The organism is Microcystis aeruginosa NIES-843 (assembly GCF_000010625.1).
Taxonomy (GTDB): domain Bacteria; phylum Cyanobacteriota; class Cyanobacteriia; order Cyanobacteriales; family Microcystaceae; genus Microcystis; species Microcystis aeruginosa.
Genome location: NC_010296.1, coordinates 1,592,882 through 1,609,266, shown reverse-complemented (window position 1 = coordinate 1,609,266; position 16,385 = coordinate 1,592,882). Strand labels below are relative to the sequence as shown.

19 protein-coding genes and 2 pseudogenes are annotated in these 16,385 nt (G+C 42.6%); 14 read left to right on the top strand and 7 right to left on the bottom strand.

Annotated elements, in window-relative coordinates:
• The first annotated feature begins 146 nt into the window (after positions 1 to 146).
• The 6 genes from MAE_RS07840 (at position 147) to MAE_RS28885 (ending at position 2,599) form a co-directional block, all read left to right on the top strand.
• Positions 147 to 431, top strand: a complete 285-nt coding sequence (locus MAE_RS07840) for a DUF1214 domain-containing protein (RefSeq protein WP_080506949.1) — start codon at positions 147 to 149, stop codon at positions 429 to 431.
• Positions 432 to 569: 138 nt separating this feature from the next.
• Positions 570 to 998: an RICIN domain-containing protein gene (locus MAE_RS27660; protein WP_012265102.1), complete on the top strand. Its 429-nt coding sequence runs from the start codon at positions 570 to 572 to the stop codon at positions 996 to 998.
• Position 999: 1 nt separating this feature from the next.
• The gene (locus MAE_RS34815) at positions 1,000 to 1,386 is read left to right on the top strand and encodes a DUF4160 domain-containing protein (protein ID WP_231859743.1); all 387 of its coding nucleotides are present in this window, start codon (positions 1,000 to 1,002) and stop codon (positions 1,384 to 1,386) included.
• On the top strand, positions 1,340 to 1,678 hold the full coding sequence (locus tag MAE_RS07825) for a DUF2442 domain-containing protein (protein WP_012265100.1): 339 nt from the start codon (positions 1,340 to 1,342) through the stop codon (positions 1,676 to 1,678). Before MAE_RS34815 ends, MAE_RS07825 begins: the two co-directional genes overlap by 47 nt.
• Before the next feature lie 230 nt (positions 1,679 to 1,908).
• A complete protein-coding gene (locus tag MAE_RS07820) occupies positions 1,909 to 2,163 on the top strand; it encodes a hypothetical protein (protein WP_012265099.1) in 255 nt (84 codons plus the stop codon).
• Positions 2,164 to 2,347: 184 nt separating this feature from the next.
• The gene (locus MAE_RS28885) at positions 2,348 to 2,599 is read left to right on the top strand and encodes a Txe/YoeB family addiction module toxin (RefSeq protein WP_012265098.1); all 252 of its coding nucleotides are present in this window, start codon (positions 2,348 to 2,350) and stop codon (positions 2,597 to 2,599) included.
• On the opposite strand, the gene MAE_RS34015 is transcribed toward MAE_RS28885, so the two are convergent.
• Genes MAE_RS34015 through MAE_RS07810 form a run of 3 tightly spaced genes read right to left on the bottom strand, consistent with a single transcriptional unit; the run spans position 2,574 to position 3,392 of the window.
• On the bottom strand, positions 2,574 to 2,729 hold the full coding sequence (locus MAE_RS34015) for a hypothetical protein (protein WP_012265097.1): 156 nt from the start codon (positions 2,727 to 2,729) through the stop codon (positions 2,574 to 2,576). The two genes, MAE_RS28885 and MAE_RS34015, sit on opposite strands and share 26 nt — an antisense overlap.
• Before the next feature lie 56 nt (positions 2,730 to 2,785).
• Complete coding sequence (locus MAE_RS07815; RefSeq protein ID WP_002795680.1) at positions 2,786 to 3,100, bottom strand: HigA family addiction module antitoxin; 315 nt, start codon at positions 3,098 to 3,100, stop codon at positions 2,786 to 2,788.
• Between the two features lie 10 nt (positions 3,101 to 3,110).
• Positions 3,111 to 3,392 carry a type II toxin-antitoxin system RelE/ParE family toxin gene (locus MAE_RS07810; protein ID WP_012265096.1) on the bottom strand — a complete coding sequence of 94 codons (282 nt, stop codon included), beginning with the start codon at positions 3,390 to 3,392 and terminating at the stop codon, positions 3,111 to 3,113.
• 540 nt (positions 3,393 to 3,932) lie between these two features.
• On the opposite strand from MAE_RS07810, the gene MAE_RS07805 reads away from it, so the two are divergent.
• The 3 genes from MAE_RS07805 (at position 3,933) to hpsP (ending at position 9,520) form a co-directional block, all read left to right on the top strand.
• Entirely contained in the window at positions 3,933 to 6,503 is a 2,571-nt protein-coding gene (locus MAE_RS07805; RefSeq protein WP_012265095.1) for a DUF3536 domain-containing protein, read from the top strand.
• Positions 6,504 to 6,639: 136 nt separating this feature from the next.
• Positions 6,640 to 7,887: a tryptophan synthase subunit beta gene (gene trpB, locus MAE_RS07800; protein ID WP_012265094.1), complete on the top strand. Its 1,248-nt coding sequence runs from the start codon at positions 6,640 to 6,642 to the stop codon at positions 7,885 to 7,887.
• A gap of 472 nt (positions 7,888 to 8,359) precedes the next feature.
• On the top strand, positions 8,360 to 9,520 hold the full coding sequence (hpsP, locus tag MAE_RS07795) for a hormogonium polysaccharide biosynthesis glycosyltransferase HpsP (RefSeq protein ID WP_012265093.1): 1,161 nt from the start codon (positions 8,360 to 8,362) through the stop codon (positions 9,518 to 9,520).
• 335 nt (positions 9,521 to 9,855) lie between these two features.
• Here hpsP and MAE_RS35635 read toward each other — a convergent pair whose 3' ends face one another.
• Positions 9,856 to 9,981: a hypothetical protein gene (locus MAE_RS35635; RefSeq protein WP_269453976.1), complete on the bottom strand. Its 126-nt coding sequence runs from the start codon at positions 9,979 to 9,981 to the stop codon at positions 9,856 to 9,858.
• Between the two features lie 157 nt (positions 9,982 to 10,138).
• On the opposite strand from MAE_RS35635, the gene MAE_RS07790 reads away from it, so the two are divergent.
• Genes MAE_RS07790 through MAE_RS07780 form a run of 3 tightly spaced genes read left to right on the top strand, consistent with a single transcriptional unit; the run spans position 10,139 to position 12,458 of the window.
• A complete protein-coding gene (locus tag MAE_RS07790) occupies positions 10,139 to 10,705 on the top strand; it encodes a hypothetical protein (protein ID WP_012265092.1) in 567 nt (188 codons plus the stop codon).
• A gap of 48 nt (positions 10,706 to 10,753) precedes the next feature.
• Entirely contained in the window at positions 10,754 to 11,095 is a 342-nt protein-coding gene (locus MAE_RS07785) for a hypothetical protein (RefSeq protein ID WP_002795673.1), read from the top strand.
• A 28-nt stretch (positions 11,096 to 11,123) separates the two neighbouring features.
• Positions 11,124 to 12,458, top strand: a complete 1,335-nt coding sequence (locus MAE_RS07780; RefSeq protein WP_012265091.1) for a flotillin family protein — start codon at positions 11,124 to 11,126, stop codon at positions 12,456 to 12,458.
• Between the two features lie 53 nt (positions 12,459 to 12,511).
• Here the strand turns inward: MAE_RS07780 and MAE_RS34810 are convergent.
• Both MAE_RS34810 and MAE_RS34805 read right to left on the bottom strand, forming a co-directional pair.
• Positions 12,512 to 12,763, bottom strand: a pseudogene (locus tag MAE_RS34810) (DUF29 domain-containing protein); the annotation flags it as partial.
• Positions 12,764 to 12,856: 93 nt separating this feature from the next.
• A pseudogene (locus MAE_RS34805) lies at positions 12,857 to 13,009 on the bottom strand (hypothetical protein); the annotation flags it as partial.
• 75 nt (positions 13,010 to 13,084) lie between these two features.
• On the opposite strand from MAE_RS34805, the gene lipB reads away from it, so the two are divergent.
• A complete protein-coding gene (lipB, locus tag MAE_RS07770; RefSeq protein WP_002757819.1) occupies positions 13,085 to 13,753 on the top strand; it encodes a lipoyl(octanoyl) transferase LipB in 669 nt (222 codons plus the stop codon).
• 43 nt (positions 13,754 to 13,796) lie between these two features.
• On the opposite strand, the gene MAE_RS07765 is transcribed toward lipB, so the two are convergent.
• Positions 13,797 to 14,984, bottom strand: a complete 1,188-nt coding sequence (locus MAE_RS07765) for an RNA-guided endonuclease InsQ/TnpB family protein (protein ID WP_012265088.1) — start codon at positions 14,982 to 14,984, stop codon at positions 13,797 to 13,799.
• Between the two features lie 90 nt (positions 14,985 to 15,074).
• Here MAE_RS07765 and MAE_RS07760 point away from each other — a divergent pair, with 90 nt between their 5' ends.
• Positions 15,075 to 16,337 (top strand): pentapeptide repeat-containing protein, encoded by a 1,263-nt coding sequence (locus MAE_RS07760; RefSeq protein ID WP_002795670.1) that lies wholly within the window; start codon positions 15,075 to 15,077, stop codon positions 16,335 to 16,337.
• Positions 16,338 to 16,385: the final 48 nt, after the last annotated feature.

Sequence of the window (16,385 nt, the reverse complement as noted above, 5' to 3'; positions counted from 1 at the left end):
TTTTTGGGGAATGGCGATCGCTTTTTGATGAAGAGGGGCGATCGCTAATTGCCGTCTTGACTTAAAAAATAGTTACTTAACGCACTTTTTTGCTTTTAATCATGATTAATTTGTAATTATTCTGCGTTACGCTAACACATCCTAGCGTGCTACTATTCTGGTCAGTGATTCTTTACAGTAACCAGACGCGAGCGATGATTCAGGCGGATCAACAGTTTCCTAGTGTCGGTAGTCAGACAAAGGGACTTTTGGTTAATGCCGATGGCTCTGTAGATATCTATTTCGGGCCGAAACCGCCTGCGGGTAAGGAGAATAACTGGGTGCAGACGATTCCTGAAACGGGTTGGAATACGATTCTTCGGCTTTATAGCCCGCTTGAGCCTTGGTTTGATAAGACTTGGCAACCAGGAGAGATCGAGTTATTATATTAAAATAGTCTTATCCAGAATATTTCTTGATAATATGACTATGGCATTAAGCAAAAATAAGTTTTACACCAAATCATATTTTTCTTACTGCCTAAAGAAACTAGAAAGAGCTTTATATGTAAATTCACTTTTAGGAGGACTATGCCAGAGAACTTGAAAATCGGAGCGTTCGTCTTTGGCGCAATTCTTTTGTTGATTGCCATTCTTGGAGGTAACTTCAGTGTTTTTGGGGCTGAGGTAGTGTCAACTGTTTACAATCCACTCTTACGCTTTATGGCGTTCGTACTAAGCGTAATTTTTTTGGTTGTAGCAATGCATCCATCAGTAAACTTACCTGATTCGACATCAGTGAATGCAGCATATAAGAACGGCTCGACTGGCTTGTGTCTGGATAGCAACACTGAGGGCAAGGTCTACACCCTGGGTTGCAACGGCGGCAACTTCCAAAACTGGAAGAGATCTGGTCAGAGCTTAGTTAATGTGTCCACTGGCTTGTGTCTGGATAGCAACACTGAGGGCAAGGTCTACACCCTGGGTTGCAACGGCGGCAACTTCCAAAACTGGAATTAGTGTGATCGCTAATCTTGTAGTGCGATCGCTTTTTGATGATGGGAAGTGCGATCGTTTTTTGGGAATGAGGGCGATCGCTTACAATAGGGGGCAAACTTTTAGAAAGCAACCTTTATTACGATTCTTACTCATGCCTAATCTATCAAGCTTCTATGGAATCAAAATCACAATGAACTATAATGATCACAATCCGCCTCATATCCATGCCGAGTATCAAGATTATGAAGCGATTATAATGATTCAAACAGGTGAAGTTTGTGGTCAAATGCCCAAAAGAGGATTAAATTTAATATGGGAGTGGCTTGATCTACAACAATCTGAACTATTGGAGAACTGGGAAAATGCGCGTCAAAGAAAACCTCTTAACAGAATCGATCCCCTTCCCTAAAAAGGAGCTATTTCTTCATGTTATCTGTGTGAAATATCTGGATAAGTATCAATTAAAGCTAACCTTTAATAATGGAATAGAAGGGATTGTAGATTTAGAACAAGAATTGTATGGAGAAATCTTTGAACCCTTAAAAGATAAAAGCTTATTTCAAAAAGTATATGTAAATAGTCGGACAATAGAATGGCCAAACGGAGCAGACTTTGCCCCTGAATTTTTATTTGAAATTGCCCTCGACAAGCAACCGGTTAGTATGGTCGGTGATCGTGTAGGGTACGCTAATGAAATGTAACGTACCAAATTGTTTTTTTAACAATAATTATCTGATTTGCGATTATTTTGGACTTTAGTGCGATCAGGTTTTCTTCTCATGGTGTGATCGCTTTTTGATGAGGTGAACGGCGATCGCTTTTGGAGGGATCAATTTTTGGGGAATGGCGATCACTTTTTTTTCATCAGTGCTAACTCATGCTGATTTTGATATAATAGCCATAATTGTTTGACATCTTAAGAGAAAAAATCATGATTAGAGCGATTAAACAGAAAGGAATTGTTGGCAGAGAAGGAAAAATAGAGCTTTATTCTGCGGAACTAGAAGAAGGAACAGATGTGGATATTATTATTTTAGTATCTGATTCTGAACCCGATACAACCGAATATCTTCTTTCAACAGAAGCCAATCAGCGTCAATTATCGGAAGCTATTGACAGAATAGAAAATAAAGAAAACTTAGTGACAATTACCACAAAAGAATGGAGTGAAAAATATAGTATTTGATCCGAAAGCTTTTAAAGAATTCAATGAATTGTCGATAGAAAACAAAAAACTCTATAAAAAAATCGGGCTCTTCGGGACTTGTTATGGTTCGATAGGGGGGCATAAATAGACTAAATCCTTATCTGGCAAGAGACTTAATTGATTAGTTCGCTCTAGATCAAAAATAATTGACAAAAATCGCTAAATGCCTTTCTCTATAAGGGTTCCATCTCTTATAACCTCCGTTTATTGCATAACACAAACCGAAGAGCCAAAAATCGTTGATTTAATTGATGATATATTGTGCCATCCTTTCTCTGGAATCGGTAAACCCGAACCGTTAAAATATCAACTCAAGGGTTATTGGTCAAGACGCATTAATGATGAACATCGCTTAGTATATAAAATTACAGAAACAGAAATTATTATTATCAGTTGTAAATTTCATTATGACTAGGCTCAATGTAATCGCCGTCATCTTCTTGATTAAACTTTAAAATTGCCATTGCTTGGGATAGGAGCGCAAAGAGCGATCGCTTTTTGGGCAGCAGCAGGAGCGAGTGCCGATTTTGTAGAGTTCGTCCCATGTACCTTTTACCCTTTTGAAAGTGTTTTAATCTCTGGGACTTAATCTAATTAAAAATCAGGCAATTTGTTCGGAAATACGGGGCTGAATTTGCTGAATAATCTCCTCACGGTTAGATAAAGTCTTCAGATCATAAATTACTTGAAGATTGAGCCAGGAAGCAGCATCCCCGCCAAAATAGCGGGCTAATCTTGCTGCCGTATCAGCCGAAACAGAACGACGTTCTTTAACAATTTCATGAATACGAGATGCAGGAACCTTCAAGGCTAAAGCTAAAGCATTCACGCTCATATTTAGAGGAATCAAAAAATCTTCCCGCAGAATTTCTCCCGGGTGAACGGGTCGCATTTGATTAATAGGACGGTTATTCATAATTAATTATTTATGAGTGATAATCAACAATTTCAACATCAGTAGGTCCATTATTTGTCCAGATAAAACATAATCGAAACTGAGAATTAATCCGAATACTATATTGTTCTTTTCTATCGCCTTTTAAAGCTCCAAGTTGATTGCCTGGTGGAGAGCGCAGAAACTCTAAGGTTTGAGCCGCATCTAATTGAGTCAACTTCCGAATAGCAGTATCTTTGAAACCGCGAAAACGAGGCGGATATCCTCCTTCAAAAAGTAATCGCGTATGCTTGCATCGGAAAGATTGAATCATATTCAAATGCTATTCCGTTTTGCGTAATATGTCAAGCAAGAACATCAACTGAGATCGCCATTTTCTTGTGGTTTCAAGGGCGATCGCCGATTTTATGGTTGGTTATACTAAATCCGTTGAGTATAGGCTACAGATCAGGACAGGCAAAAGGGGGAATAAATAATCAGTCTTTAATAAGTAGTCGTGCAAAATTAATTTCCTAGTGAAGATAGGCAAGAGGCAAGAGGCAAGAGGCAAGAGGTGGTTAGATATGTGTAATTAATTTTGCTTAGGTACTTAACCGGATTTATTGTCAGCATATCCCTAACACCCTTAAAACCCGACACCCCACACCCAGGAAAAGCTTTTTCAGCAAACCCTACTTAGGGCTGTGTATAGAGAAGTTGCGAATTGTTAACCTTAGCTTTGCTAGGAAAATAAAACATGGTATTGTGACCCCAAGGCCGTGAAAGACGGCCAAGTTTTCAGTTTTTTTAAACATCAGGTCGCTACATTCTACAGCTATTTTCGCTCAAAAAAACCGATTTTCTAGGCCTTTCTATGACTTATCTTGTTGAAAATCCTTCTACAACCTTTTATTCCTATACCGATACGGGGGTCGATCCCCTGAAAACCGCTCACGGAGTTTATATCACGGTTCACGGACATTTTTACCAACCACCGCGAGAAAATCCCTATCTAGACAGAATTGAACGGCAACCGAGCGCCCATCCCTTCCATAATTGGAATGAACGCATCCATCACGAGTGTTATCGTGCCAATGCTTTTGCGCGCATTTACAATGACCGGGGGGAAGTGATCAAAATAGTTAATAACTACGAATATCTCAGCTTTAACATCGGGGCCACCCTCATGTCATGGATGCAATCCCATGATCCCGAAGTTTACCAACGCATCCTGACAGCGGATCAAAAAAGTTGTCAACGCTTAAACGGTCATGGTAACGCCATCGCCCAGGTCTATAATCATATCATTCTGCCTCTAGCCAACAAACAGGACAAATACACCCAAATTCGCTGGGGAAAAGCCGATTTTCAGCACCGTTTCGGCCGGGATCCCGAAGGAATGTGGTTAGCGGAAACAGCCATTGATTTAGCCACAGTGACAGCTTTAATCGATGAGGGGATTAAATTCACCATTTTAGCCCCTTCCCAGGCCCTGCGCTGTCGTCCTTTCCCTAGCGACCAGGATCCTCATCCCCAATGGCACGCGGTGGCCGGAGGTCAAATCGATCCCACCCGTCCCTATCGCTGTTACATCCCCGATGGTCGCTATCTGGATATTTTCTTCTACGATGGTCCAATTTCTCGCGATATGGGCTTTAATGATGTCCTAGCCAGCAGTGATTTTCTCGTCGGTCGTCTGGGACAGGCAATTAAAGGGGATCATCGTCCCTCCCAGTTAATCAGCGTCGCTACCGATGGGGAAACCTTCGGCCACCACAAACAGGGGACAGAGAAGTGTCTTAGCTATGCTTTTACGGAATCTTTCCCTAAAAACGGCTGGACAGTCACCAATTTCGCCCATTATCTCAGTATTTGCCCCCCGACTTGGGAAGTGGAATTAAAACCCGTGACCGCTTGGAGTTGTGTCCATGGCGTAAATCGTTGGCAGGATGACTGTGGTTGCGGGGGAGGGGGAAATTACCAGCAAAAATGGCGTAAACCCCTGCGGGAGTCCCTAAATTGGCTCAGAGATGAGTTAATTAAGGTCTATGAGATTCAAGGACAGGAATTTTTCCGCGATCCTTGGCAGACAAGGGATGACTACATTGCAGTTATTTTAGATCGCTCCCCAGACGCGATCGAACATTTCCTCGCTTTGCATCAAAGTCGCCACCTGAGTAAAAGCGAGAAAATCGATGCTTTGCGTTTATTAGAAATGCAAAGACAGGCTTTATTGATGTTTACCAGTTGTGGCTGGTTTTTTGAGGAAATTTCTCGACCTGAAGGCACGCAAATTTTGAGATATGCTGGCCGGGCCCTGGAATTAGCTGGAGAAGTGGCTGGAATTCAATTAGAAATGAATTTCCTCAGTCGTCTAGCCTTCGCTCCCAGTAACGTTAAGTTATATCAAGATGGGGCTGATGTCTATCGACAATTGGTCACTTCTGCGCGGGTCGATTTGGAACGGGTGGCGGCCCATTACGCTATTAGTTCCCTATTTACCAATTATCCCAGTCATCATCGGATTTATTGTTACAATACCCGTCAATTAGATTATCAAAAACAAGCGATCGGGTCTTTAACTTTAGCAGTGGGACAGGTGGAATTAACCTCGGAAATTACCCAAGAAAGTGAACATTTTGTCTTTGCTGTTCTACATTTAGGAGGTTGGGATTTTTACTGCTGCATTCAACCTTTTAACGGTCGGTTAATCTATACCAATCTTAAGGATCATCTCTTTGAATCTTTACAACAGGCCAGTGTCTCGACCATGATCGTAGAAATGGGGCGCGGATTGGGAGAAAACTTTTTTGCTTTACCCCATCTTTTTGCCGATGAAAGACACCGGATAATGCAGAAAGTGACAGCAGAAACTAAAAAACGTCTCGATCAATTATACACCCAAGTTTATCGGGATAATTACGGCATTTTAGCGGCTTTCCAACGGGATGAGATTCCCGTACCTCAAGAGTTACAGGTGGCGGCCGATATTGCCATTTCTCACCGTTGTTTACAGGTGATTAATGCCCTAGAAAAAGATTTTGAGCAGCGGCAAGCGACGGAAAATAATCTCGATCAATTATTGGCTATTGCTAAGGAAGCCAATCATTTACACTGTCAATTAAACATCCCCGAAGCGCGTCAAACCTTAGAAAGTCTGCTCTGGCAATCTCTTGGGAAATTATTACACGATGGCGATCCTTTAACGGCGGAGGAGGATACTCGCCTAATCACCCGTTTAATTGAAGTTAGCCAACAATTAAAGCTAGGATTATCCCTCGATCGCTCTCAGGAATTATACTATTATTACTTCCATGATCGTTTAGTTCCTAATTCTTTGCAGTCCAATTCCATAGATGCTGCCTGTCCCTGGCCAATGACTCAATTAAAATGGTTATTACTATTAGGACAGGTGTTAAAAGTTGATGTGAGTATTTGGCTGTAAAATCAGTCAAAGGGTGGGCAATGCTCACCCTTTGATTATTAAGTAGGTTAGGTGATGATTGCCCTGAAACTCAGGTTAACCCAGAGACTAAACCCTTAGATTTATAATGGATCGTGGTCTCTCATCGAAGGTTTACATGACTATCACGCCGATTTATGCCGCCTCAGCCGGCACAGCAACCCAGTATCCCGATGCTTTTGGGCGTTTTGGACGCTACGGGGGCAAATACGTCCCGGAAACCCTGATGCCAGCCTTAAGTGAACTAGAAACGGCCTATAATCAGTATCAAGACGACCCCGATTTTCAAGAAGAATTAAATCAACTGCTCAAGGATTACGTCGGTAGACCCAGTCCCTTATATTTTGCCGAACGTCTCACCGCCCATTATGCCAAAGCTGACGGCACTGGGGCGCAAATTTACCTGAAACGGGAAGATTTAAACCATACCGGGGCCCACAAGATTAATAACGCCCTCGGTCAGGTTTTATTAGCCAAACGCATGGGTAAAAAGCGAATTATCGCCGAAACCGGGGCAGGACAGCACGGCGTGGCCACCGCTACGGTTTGCGCTCGTTTTGGTCTAGAATGCGTGATTTATATGGGAATTCACGACATGGAACGCCAGGAACTCAATGTTTTCCGCATGAGACTGCTTGGGGCGACGGTGCAACCCGTGGCCGCCGGGACAGGAACCCTGAAAGATGCCACCTCGGAAGCGATTCGCGACTGGGTAACGAATGTGGAAACCACTCACTACATCCTTGGTTCTGTGGCAGGTCCCCATCCCTATCCGATGATGGTGCGCGATTTTCACGCGGTTATCGGTCAAGAAACTCGTCAGCAAAGTCTGGAAAAATGGGGCGGTTTACCGGATATTCTCCTCGCTTGTGTGGGGGGTGGTTCTAATGCTATGGGTTTATTTCATGAGTTTGTTAAAGAAGCTTCCGTGCGTTTAATTGGTGTTGAGGCCGCCGGGGAAAGTATCGCTTCCGGAAAACACGCCGCCACCCTTACCCAAGGTCAACCGGGGGTTCTACATGGAGCAATGAGTTATTTATTACAAGATAGCGAAGGTCAAGTTATCGAGGCCCACTCCATTAGTGCCGGTTTAGATTATCCCGGAGTCGGGCCAGAACATAGCTTTTTAAAAGATAGTGGTCGCGCCGAATATTACAGTGTCACTGACCGGGAAGCATTAGAAGCTTTTCAAAGAGTTTCCCGTTTAGAAGGGATTATTCCGGCCCTAGAAACTGCCCACGCTTTAGCCTATTTAGAAACTCTTTGCCCGCAAGTAACTGGTAGTCCTCGCATTGTTATTAATTTCTCTGGACGGGGTGATAAAGATGTGCAATCGGTGGCTAAATATTTATCGATGAATGGTTAACCTTTAGCCTTTTCAGTGAGCAGTTATCAGTGAGCAGTTATCAGATTTGAGTATTAAGTGATCCCCCCCTGCCCCCCTTAATAAGGGGGGGGCTGACCTACTTATTAAATGGCGGTTTCTTGCTGTCTTTTTACCCTTGACCGATTATCATTTACTGAGCAGAAAATGCTACCCACTCCCCGTCTCATCACTGATAACTGCTTACTGTTTACTGATAACTGGTAAATCAGAGGGATAAGCTATTGTGCATCTAAATTTGATATTCGTTTTCAACCGTTCCCTGTTCCGAACTAGCTGAATTTGATATCCTCTTCGGGGTTCTTGAGCGGTTTCCCAGCTGCCTTAACAGATTTACTCTGTTCTGGTCTTAGAGTCGCTCTAAGTGGCACTTTCTAGCATATATCGTGCAAATGCGCTAGTATTTAACAGTAAAGCCAACCTAGAACGACGGGGTTTCTGACCCAATTTTTCGATGAAAATTCTTCAGATTGTTCCTTCGATTTCCCTTGTTTATGGTGGCCCCAGTCAAATGGTACTCGGTTTGTCAGCGGCCTTGGCCCAACTAGGCCAAGAGGTGACTATTATTACCACCGATTCCAATGGTGACACGGGACAAGCACCCCTAGATGTGCCTTTAGGGGTCCCTGTTAGTCAAAATGGCTATCAAATCTATTATTTTCGCTGTTCTCCCTTTCGCCGCTATAAATTTTCCCTTGATCTGTTTACTTGGTTGGCTAATAGGGCAAAAGATTACGATATCGCCCATATTCATGCCTTATTCTCCCCAGTGAGCAGTATATCGGCTTCGATCGCTCGTTACCGTCAACTGCCCTATATTCTCCGTCCCCTAGGCACCCTCGATCCGGCAGATTTGCAAAAAAAACGGCAACTTAAACAAATATATGCCAATTTTCTGGAAAAACCCAATTTAGCGGCGGCGGCGGCAGTTCATTTTACCAGTCAGCAGGAGTGTCAAATCGCCGAAAGATTTAATATAAAAACTAAGGATATTGTCATCCCCCTAGGGGTAGATTTTTTTGACCCACAAGCTCTACCGGTAAACGGTTTTGATCTTCCCCAAAATAAACCGATCATCCTCTATATGTCCCGTCTTGACCCGAAAAAAGGTCTAGATTTATTGCTGCCCAGTTTAGAAAGTCTGTTAGCAAAGGGCCTAGATTTTCATTTTGTCTTAGCAGGAGGCAATCCCCAGGATCGGGAGTACGAAAATCGCATTAAAAATCAGATCGAGCGGTCAATCTTGGGCAAAAATACAACAATTACCGGATTTGTGACCGGAGAAGTAAAAAATAACCTCCTCGCTAGGGCCGATTTATTTGTTTTACCTTCCTACTATGAAAATTTTGGCATCGCAGTGGCAGAAGCTATGGCTGCCGGAATTCCCGTGGTTATCTCCGACCGGGTGGATCTATATCCTGCGGTAGCAGCAGCGGCTGCGGGATGGGTGACAGCTTGTCAGCTTGAGGATTTAACTAATACTTTGGCAACGGCTATCACTAATCCTGAAATTCGCCAACAACGAGGGAAAAATGCCAGGGATTTAGTCTTAAATCAATACAGTTGGTCAGCGATCGCTGAAGAGATGCTAACCGTCTATGAAAATCTAGTCTGAGCTATCGATCGTCCCCTGCTCGATCGAAGTCACAGACGGATTAAAATTTAGGCCATCAGGATAACCAGCACTAAAAATGCCAGTAGGGTTAAACCTGATTGCAGAAAGACGGGAAGCGCAAAAGAATTCATAACAGTGGCTCACTTTTCTAGGGATGGCTCTATTTCCAATATACGCTTTCATCTCCGCTAACTCCTCATATTTCCGTCCGCAATGTCATCATCTCATCATTTATTCATCCCATAGGGAAAATTTGAGGCAAATTGTACTGTATTTAGGGTCTGCTGAATAAATCTAAAAACCTTGTTGGATAAGACTTTTGGACTTTTTTCCCCTCAAAAAGTGCCAGCCATTGCGGGGATCGGGGGGAAAATTCCTGGACTTTTTCCCTGAAAATTAGCTACTTGACCACCTGAAAATCGATAAAACCCCACACCCCACACCCCACACCCTGCCACCACCGAAAAGCTTTTTCAGCAAACCCTATTTAAACTGGGTAGGGAGCATTTTAATACAAATGTACGGAACTCGGTAACTCCCCACCCTGTTCACTTAAGTTTCAGCGTCGTGATTATAATTAGGGAATGATAGAAATTCTTAGGCAATAGGATCACATCAGTGTTGATAAATCATCTTTTCTTCGGCGCTTTCCTACCCCTTGATACTCTCCTGTCCACCCAGGGGATTATGGTTATGCTTCTGGCCGCTTATGCTTTAGCCATGTGGATGTTTCTAACCAGCGCCCCAAAAGTTCATACAATCATGGTGACAGATTTGGAGACAGCCCGACAATTTTATGAAGGACTTTTAAATTTACCCACGGCCGATGTTCCCCTCCATTACTATTACAATTATGAGCAGACGATGGGCAATAATATGATTGACCCATTTTATATGTCTAGTAATCCGGCTGTGACTACTGCTCATACTTCTTTGGGAGATCAACCCCAGGGTTTATGGTATCAGTTAAAGAAAAATACCCAACTGCACATCGTTGCTGGAGCAACCGCGGGTTATAAGGATCGTCATCGTCACGTTTGTTTTGATCACGATTGTTTAGAACAAATTCTGATGCGGGTGGAATCACGACGCTTAAAGTATAAAGTTCGTCGCAATAAACCTTTAAATTTTTTGGTCAAAGATAATGCTGATCGCGTGATTGAAATGGCCGAAGTCTCGAATTAGTTAACAGTAATTAGATTGGGGGCAACTATAACGGTAAATAACTAAACTATGAATGCTCAACTGCTCACAATCGTTTTAATTTCTTTAGGGGTAGGTATTGGTTTGGCCATTCTACTCCTAATTTTAGTTAAGTTAAGACGCTGCAACCAACAGGTAAATAGTATCGTCGATCATCACTCTCTCATCGGTTTAATCGGAGTTGTTCAAATCCCCTTCGATAAAAATAGCAAGGGGAAAGTGCGAGTTAATGTCGGGGATAGTCTGATCGATATAGTAGCGATAACGGAAGGGGAAGAACAATTTAATGTCGGGGATCAAGCATTTATCCTCAATTTCCAGGACAATAAAGTTTTAGTCATTGCGGAAAAGTATATCAGAGGAAATTTGTAATTTCTTCTAGACCAAAGGGTAACTAACTATGAATAGTCAAAATAATTCCTATCTCATCCAAATCAATTCCAATCAATACGACAACAATAATAACAACAGTGCTGGTAATTTATTATTGAATAGTGTTCCCATTGCTTTATTGATATTTCTGGGGATTGGTGCGATTTGGTTTATCAATGCTTTTTTGTGTATTTGTAAACCCAATGAAGTGGTAATTCTGAGTGGGATGAAACGCAAATCAAAAGATAGACAGGATGTGGGGTATCGAGTGATATCGGGGGGGCGGGCGATTCGTATTCCAGTTTTAGAAACCGTTAAACGCATGGATGTCACCACAACCCCGATCAGAATTGAGATTAAAAATGCCTATTCTAAGGGCAATATTCCCCTGAATATAGTGGCAATTGCTAACGTGAAAGTTAGTTCTAAACCTGAAATAGTCGGCAATGCGATCGAACGTTTTTTAGATCGAGATCGAGAAGAAATTATTCGCGTAGCTAAAGAAACTTTAGAAGGAAACTTGCGGGGTGTAGTCGCAACAATGACCCCCGAACAAGTGAACGAAGATCGTCTAAAATTTGCCGAAAGTATTACCAGTAACGTCAGTCAAGACCTGTTTAAACTCGGTTTAGAAATTGATACTCTCAAAATTCAAAATGTTGCCGATGACGTGGATTATCTTAACTCCCTCGGACGGGAAAGAATCGCTTTAGTCATGCGTGATGCTGAAATTGCTGAATCAAATGCACTCAATGAAGCTGAACAAATAGTTGCGGAATGTGAGGAACAGGCAACCGTAGCTAAAACCCGCGATCAAATTATCATTTTAGAGCAAGAAAACGAATTGAGAAAGTTAAAGGCAAAACTGGAACAACAGGCTAAATCCGAAGAAGAAATAACTATTGCTGCCGCTAAGGAAAAACGTGCTATAGTTGAGGAAAAATTGCAACAGGTTAGGGCAGAATTGGAAAGATTACGTCTCCAAGCAGATCAAGTTTTACCCGCAGAAGCGCAGCAGGAAGCCGAAACTTTCCGCGCTAGAGGAGAAGCGGCAATTTTTGAAGAAAATGCCAAAGCTGAAGCCTTGGTTAACGAATTATTCGCGGAAGTCTGGCAAAATACCGGCAGCGAAGCAGAGGCAATTTTCTTGATTCAACAGTTAGAAACTATCCTAGAAGAAGCGATCAAAATTCCTAAACGCTTACACCTCGAGCGAGTTAATATTGTTGATAATGGTGATGGGAAATCCCTCGCTACCCTGATTAAAGTCTATCCCGAAATCGTCAATCAATTCCTCGCCAGTGTCCATCAAACCCTCGGTATTGATGTGGTCGGAACTCTCACCAATAAAATTGAAAAATAGCAGTCAGAAAACATACTAGCCTGATTTTATTGAGTACGGAAGTTATCGATTTATTCCTGCCAATAAATTGTCTTATATTCTGCTTCCTTGCTCCAGTATTGCAGGAATAATAAATGGCGGATAACCTGTTCTAAAAGACTGGCTACAGCATTTTTCTTTTCTTTGCCCAAATCCTCTAATTCCTCGATTAAATGTTCTAAGTCTAGCTGTTGAAATTAATGATTTCTGAGTAGGCTAATGGTTTCTCCTAGCCATTGAGAGTCATCAATCTCATAGAGTTGTTTTAATGCGTGAACACCTAGCATAATTGATTGTCTCCATCTTAGAGCAGTGCCATGGTGAGTAAATTTGTAGATAATAATCTTCTCGATTAACTCGATAACATTTCTTTGATTGTTAGGGTCAACAACCTGTTGGTGGGTTTGCTCAATCAAGGATTGAACTTGTTTTGGTGCTTTTTTTGCGCCGATGAGGATAAACTGGAGGATACTGATCCCAAGAGATGATAGATGAGATAACTTTAGATTAGTGCTTATTATTCTCCCCAACATCTATTCTTCCCTTCTTTTAATTTTCCTTGGTGATCTTCCACATTTCTTAAATAATTTGAACAATCACATCTCTCGATGAATGCTCAAAAAATGCCTCGTCTCTGTGGGCTAAAAATTCAGGCAATTACTCCCTATTCTCTCGCTTGGTCGCACCAGCGATCGCTGGTGGAGGCGAGAATTGCTAATCCTGACTTACCCGATGTGCTGCTGCTGCTGGAACATCCCCCCGTTTACACCCTCGGTACTGGTTCAGATATTAAGTTTATTAAATTTAATCTTGACAAAACCGACAAAGAAGTGTACCGAATCGAGCGAGGAGGCGAAGTCACCTATCACTGTCCGGGGCAGTTAGTGGGCTATCCGATCCTCAATTTGCGCTATTATCGGCAGGATTTACACTGGTATTTGCGACAATTAGAAGAAGTCATCCTGCAAACTATCGCTATTTATGGATTGTCGGGGGAAAGAATCGCGGGCCTGACGGGGGTATGGGTAGAAGGGTATAAAATAGCGGCGATCGGTATTAAAGTTAGTCATTGGATTACCTATCATGGTTTTGCCATCAATGTTTGTCCAGATTTAAGCGGTTTTGCCGAGATTATTCCCTGTGGGATTGCTAATAAACCCGTGGGCAGTTTACGGCAGTTTCTGCCTAATATTAGTCTTATGCAAGTACAGCAAGATTTATCGAGAGTTTTCGCCTCAGTTTTCGGTGTGGAATTATTTTCTCTTGACAAGGATTAACTTGACATCCTCACCGCCGTAAACGGACGGTGATTCCCAAACCTCACGATTTAGGTTTCTGCTTCTGTCCCGAAGGATTTTTCGCACCTGCCTTAACAGATTTACTCTGTTCTGGTCTTATAGTCGCTCTACAGACTGACACCGCAAGCCCTGCGGCCAAAATATTTTTACTGGCGTTAATATCTCGGTCATGGTGTGTCCCACAGTCTGGACAGTCCCATTCTCGAACATTTAACGGCATTTTCTCAGCAATATACCCGCAATTACTACACCTTTTAGAGCTAGGAAACCATCTATCTATTTCGATGTAGTTTCTCCCATACCAACGGCATTTATAGGCTAATTGTCGGGTTATTTCTCCCCAGCTTACATCAGATATTGCCTGAGATAATTTCGGGTTTTTGACCATATTCTTAACGGCTAAATTCTCAACCACAATCGTTTTGTTTTCACGAACTAATTGAGTGGTTAGCTTATGTAAATGGTCTTTTCTGCTATCGGTGATTTGAGCGTGAATTTTGGCTACTTTGATTTTTGCCTTTTCTCGATTCTTTGAGTCTTTCTGTTTTCTAGAAAGATTTTTTTGGGCCTTTCGCAACCTCTGATAATGTTTCTTAAAATGCTTAGGATTAGATACTTTATCGCCGTCGCTGGTAATTACTAGGCTACTAATTCCTAAGTCAATTCCGATGGCTTTATCGGTTGGGGGTAATGGCTTAATTGTTGGGTCATCAAATCTAATTGAAATATGCCAACGTCCAGAAGGATGTAATCTGACTGTTACTGTGCTTGGTTCACAGCTTTCTGGAATTTGTCTTGACCATCGAATAGGTAAAGGTTCTGTGCATTTGGCTAAATAGATTTGTTTGTCTTTAAATTTAAAAGCAGACTTGGTAAATTCGGCACTTCCTCCCTGATGTTTTTTCTTAAAGTTAGGATACTTAGTACGACCAGCAAAGAAATTAGTGAAAGCTGTTTGTAAATGTCTTAACCCTTGTTGTAAAGGTACACAGCTTACCTCGTTGAGAAAGTCTAATTCTTCTTGTTTTTTCCACTCGGTTAGCATTGAAGAAGTTTCAGCATATCCTACTCTTTCTTGCTTTTCGTACCAAGCTTGTGTTCGTTCGTGGAGAGCTTTGTTGTAAACTAATCTTACACAGCCCAAAGTGCGCCGCAATAGCGACTCTTGTTCGGGTGTTGGGTAAAATCGAAACGAATAGGCTTTTTCCATACCTCACGTTTTAGCATATATTTCGTAAATGTGCTAATATTTAACAGTAAAGCCGTCGTAGAACGACGGGGTTTCAGACCCAAATTTTCGATGAGCGATCGCAAAGACCCAGAAAAACTCGCCGCGGAAAATAGGGACGATAACCCCGAAAATAACGGTAAAACCAGTTTATCGCCCCCCGATGCTTCTGAATACGTCTCCTCTTTATCTTCGCGTAATCCCGTGCGTCAGCGCATCCTACTATTAAAAGATCTTCGACCGGGTAACGCGGGGTTACTACTGGCCCCCCTGATGGTGATGACCATCGGCCTGGTCTTTAGCTGGGACTGGTTAGGCTTTTCTGGGGCGATAGTAGCGATATTAATATCTTTACAGGTGATTTTGCCCTCTATTCGCCAGTGGATCGCCCATTATCTCACCCCCTCTGAACGTCAGACGGTTTTTGCCTTTATAGTTTTTATAGCTGCTCTGGCAGCATTAGGGAAATATTTAGGAGTTTACGAGCGCATATTGCGATGGTTAGAGAGTTTTAAATACGATGAGTTTGGTTCCTGGGCCGAGTGGGTGGGGGCTTTGGGACAGATTATGATCGCCGTGTTAGCTGTCTATGTGGCCTGGGAACAGTACGTTATTTCTAAGGATTTAACCATACAACAAAATCGCATTACCCAACAACAGACGATCGATTCCTATTTTCAAGGGATTTCCGATCTAGCCTTGGATGAGGAGGGATTTTTAGAAGATTGGCCCCAGGAAAGAGCGATCGCAGAAGGTCGCACCGCTTCCATCCTCAGCAGTGTCGATGCCTCTGGAAAAGCGAAAATACTGCGTTTTTTGAGTCAATCGCGGCTATTATCACCGATTAAACGCGATCGTTATCTAGGCAGACCGATTCTAGACGGGGAAGGGGGTTATGCGGAGGATCGAGAGTTCGGTACAAGAGTAGTACAATTGGGGGTAATGTTAGCGGGGTCCGACATTTCTGGGCAGGATTTGCGCTGGACGGATTTAAGCGAAGCGAATATGGTGCGGGCCGATTTAAGTTATAGCGATTTGGTGAAAGCAAATGTATCGCGGACAATTCTCTACGAAGCTAATTTAAGAGGGGCAGATATGAAAGGGATGCGTTTATTTTATGGTTCCCTAGAAAATGCTACCCCCCGCAGTCGCAGCGTTCCCCCCAATTATGACACTGGAGAACACACGGGAGCAGTGGTAGAAAATGTCAATTTTACCGGGGTGAAAAATATGAGCGAGGAACAACGTCACTATTGTTGTCGTTGGTGTGGGGAAAAGTCCCGCGCAACCATTCCGGGGGGATGTGCTGATATTGCCAATCTTTTAGGTCGATAAGGGGACTCCGGTCAAAATCAAAAATTGTCGTGGTTGGTTAGGAGTCAG